At 74.4% G+C, this 3705-nt stretch carries 2 protein-coding genes and 1 pseudogene; all 3 read left to right on the forward strand.

Annotated features, from left to right (window positions below; translation table 11 throughout):
• The first annotated feature begins 362 nt into the window (after positions 1-362).
• Positions 363-1964, forward strand: a complete 1602-nt coding sequence (locus ACFSL4_RS35825; RefSeq protein WP_381092138.1) for a glutamate synthase-related protein — start codon at positions 363-365, stop codon at positions 1962-1964.
• Positions 1965-2082: 118 nt separating this feature from the next.
• Positions 2083-3180, forward strand: coding sequence for a baeRF3 domain-containing protein (locus ACFSL4_RS35830; RefSeq protein ID WP_381092140.1), 1098 nt, complete (start codon positions 2083-2085; stop codon positions 3178-3180).
• Positions 3181-3322: 142 nt separating this feature from the next.
• Positions 3323-3705: pseudogene (locus ACFSL4_RS35835) on the forward strand (inositol 2-dehydrogenase); the annotation flags it as partial.

The following is a 3705-nucleotide window of genomic DNA, read 5'->3' on the forward strand; positions in this document are numbered from 1 at the left end:
AGCAGGCCGGGCCGGTCGGTGACCGTGTCCGGCTCGCGGTCCAGCATGGCCGTCAGCGGACTCCCCCGACAGCGCGACCGTGGACCGCAGCCGGCGCAACCGGTTGCACCGAGCAGCCATATCTCGAGGGTGTGCCACACACCACCGGGGGTCAACGCGTCCGCAACCCGGCAGGCCCCGGCGCCCCCGCCGTTTCGGCCGGGCATTACGCATCGCGGACCCGCCGGACGGCCCGGCCCCGGCGCGAGCCGCCGTGTCTCGGCCATCGGCAAAGAGTTTTCCCCAACGTCGTGTGCCGCCCGTGCGGCTCAGCAGCTTTCGCCGGTTTCGACGGGATGCGTTTGAATCGGGGTGTGCGCCGGATGGTCGGGTTACTGGTCGTCGCCCTCGGGGCGGCCGGGGCACTGGTCCTGTCGTACGCCCTTTCGCCCCTGTGGTGGATTGCGGCGGGGCCGCTGGCGGCCCTGACCTGCCTGGGGGTGCGGGATCTGCTGCAGACCCGCGACGCCGTGCTGCGGAACCATCCGCTCGTCGGGCGGGTGCGGTACCCGGTGACTCCGCTCCCGTGGACCGGGACCCGGCGGTACGCGCCGGGCCGAGGCGGGGGGCGGCACCCGTTCGGGCCCGGCACGCGCGGCATCGTCCGCAGGCGGGCCGGGGCGGCCACGGGCGTCGGGCCCGGGGAGGCGTCCGGCACCGAGTGGGACGCGCAGGCCGACGGGCACGAATTCCTCGTGCCGTCGCTGCGTCCGGTCGCGGCGCCCGACGATCCGCCCAGAGTCCGGGTGGGCGGGCCCGACTGCTCGCAGCCGTACGACATGGCGCTGCTCAACATCTCCGGGATGAGCTTCGGGGCGCTGTCCTCCCACGCCGTCCTCGCCCTCAACCGGGGGGCCGCGCTGGGCGGTTTCGCGCACGACACGGGTGAGGGAGGTCTGTCGGACCACCATCTGCGCGGCGGGGGCGATCTGATCTGGGAGATCGGCACGGGGTACTTCGGCTGCCGCACCCGCGACGGAGGCTTCGACGCACGGCAGTTCGCCGACCGGGCGGCGCTGCCCGAGGTCAGATGCGTGGTTCTGAAGATCTCCCAGGGCGCGGCGCCGGGCCGGGGCGGGGTGCTGCCGGGCGCCAAGGTGAGCCGTGAGATCGCCGAAACGCGGGGCGTGCCGGCGGGCCGGGCCGTGGTGTCGCCGCCGTACCACCGTGTGTACTCGACGCCTCGTGAACTGGTGCGCTTCCTCGCCCGGATGCGCCGGCTCGCGGGCGGCAAGCCGACCGGCCTCAAGCTCTGCGTGGGCTCGCGCCGGGAGTTCCTCGCGGTGTGCAAGGCGATGGTCGACGAGGGGGTCGCGCCGGACTTCGTCGTCGTCGACGGCGCCGGGGGCGGGACCGGCGCCGCACCGCCGGCGTTCGCCGGCCGCCTCGGCATGCCGCTCACCGAGGGGCTGATCACCGTGCACAACGCGCTGGTCGGCACCGGGTTGCGGGGGCGGGTGCGGATCGGCGCGAGCGGCGGGGTGGCGACCGGCTGGGACATCGTCAGACGGCTGGTGCAGGGCGCGGACTACACGAACGCGGCGCGGGCGATGATGGGGGCACTGGGCTGCGTCCGGGCCCGGCGCTGCCACACCGGCACCTGCCCGACGGGCGTCGCGACACAGGATCCGGGGCGGGTGAGGGGCCTGGTCGTGGCCGACAAATCGGTGCGCGTGCACCGCTTCCAGCGGGAGGCCGTGCGGGACGCGACGCAGATCATGGCGGCGATGGGGGTGCGGGATCCGGCGGACCTCACGCCGGCCCTGCTGATGCGCCGCACGGATGCGGCGACCGTACGCTCGTACGCCGATCTGTACGAGTGGCTGGCGCCGGGCGTGCTGCTGACCGAGCCACCCTCGTCGTGGGTCTCGGACTGGGGGGCGGCGGACCCGGACGCCTTCGAGGAGGCCCGCCGTGGGCGGTGACGGTCTCGGCGCCCGCCCGGTGCGGCCGTCGGCACCGGCTGCCAACCCTCCGCCACCTCGAACATCAGATCGGTTTGCCCCAAATGCCCCATCTGTGAATCGGACCTATCGTGCTCATATGGAGCACGACCTGAGTCCCACGACGCTCGCCGAGCTGCGGCGCACCCGCCCCTACCCCGCGGTGTCCGTGCTGACGCCGACACACCGCCGCGAGCCCGAGAACGCCCAGGATCCGGTCCGGCTGCGCAATGCCGTGGCCGAGGCCAAGAGGCAGCTTGAGGCCGACCCCGCGATCACCCGGGACCGACGCGCCGACGTCGCCCAGCAACTCGACCAGGCCCTTTTGGAGGTCGATCTGGCGCATACCGAGGACGGCCTGGTGATCTTCGCCGCTCCGGGCGAGCACCAGGTGTGGTCGCTCGCCCGCACCGTGCCCGAGCGCGTGGTGCTGTCGGACACCTTCCTGACCCGCAACCTGGTCTCCGCGCAGGCCGCGGAGCGGCCGTTCTGGGTCCTCGCGGTCTCGGCCGACCGCGTCACGCTGTGGAGCGGCGGCAACGGCCGCGTCACCGAGGACCGCACCGGCGGCTTCCCCTTGGCCCGGAGCCGCGAGAACTTCGACCCGGAGCGCCAGCCGCAGATCGGCGACATGCCGAGCACCTTCCGCGACGAGGGGACCCGCCACTTCCTGCGCGAGGCCGACGCCGCCATGAGCGCGGTCCTGCGCGAGCACCCGCGCCCGCTGTACATCACCGGTGAGCAGGCGGCACTCTCCCTCCTCGACGAGTTCGGCGGTGTCGGCAAGGAGGCGGTCCAGGTGCCGCACGGCGGTCTCGCCCAGGGCCCCCACACGGCGGTGTGGCAGGCCATCCAGCCGGTGATCGCCGCCGAACAGCGCAAGGTCGCCGACGCCGTGAGCCGGGAACTCGTGGCAGCACGCGGCCGCAAGGCGTTCGCGGCCGGCGTCGACGAGGTCTGGCAGAACGCCTCCGACGGCCGCATCCGGCTCCTCGCAGTCGAGGAGAACTACCGGGTCACGGTCCGCAGCGACGGCGGTGACCACCTGGTGCCGGCCGAGAGCGGCGAGCCGGGCTCCCACGAGGACATCGTGGACGAGATCGTCGAGCGCTGCCTGGACACGGGCGCCGAGGTCCGCTTCGTCCCGGACGGCGCGCTCGGCGACGCCCAGGGCATCGCCGGGGTACTCCGCTACTGAGGCCGCCGCCTTCGCGGCCTACCCTGCGCGGGAACAGTCGCGGAGAGGGAGGGGCGGCACATGGGCGACCTGCCGGGCCGTGGCGGTGCTGGGCGCGGGCCGTCCTCGAACGCCCCCCGACGGCCTGCTCGATCCACAACTCGTGCTGTTCGAGACGCCGGGCGGCGCGATCGTCGACGTGGAGATCTTCGTCAACTCCGGCTTCGGCCACCAGGTGCGCTGCGAGGCGGTCTGCGAGCACGGCAGCGCCCGGATCGGGGACGAGCGCACGGTGGTCGTCACGACCGCGGACGATGCGGGCGAGGAGGTCGCCCAGGACCGCCTCGTACGGCTCGCGGACGCCTACGACCGCGAGGTGCGGGCCAGGGTCGACGCGACCCGGCGAGGCCGGGTCTGCGGGCCCGCCGCGTGGGGCGCTACGCCGTCTCCGCCTCCGCCTCCGCCGGGCCGGGGTCCGGGCCCGGGAGAGCGGCCGGCGGGAGACCGTCGGGCTCGCCCCGCGCCCGCCGCCGTACGGGGGCCGGG

Origin of the sequence: Streptomyces caeni, assembly GCF_042678285.1 — a bacterium.
In the GTDB taxonomy this organism is placed as follows: domain Bacteria; phylum Actinomycetota; class Actinomycetes; order Streptomycetales; family Streptomycetaceae; genus Streptomyces; species Streptomyces caeni.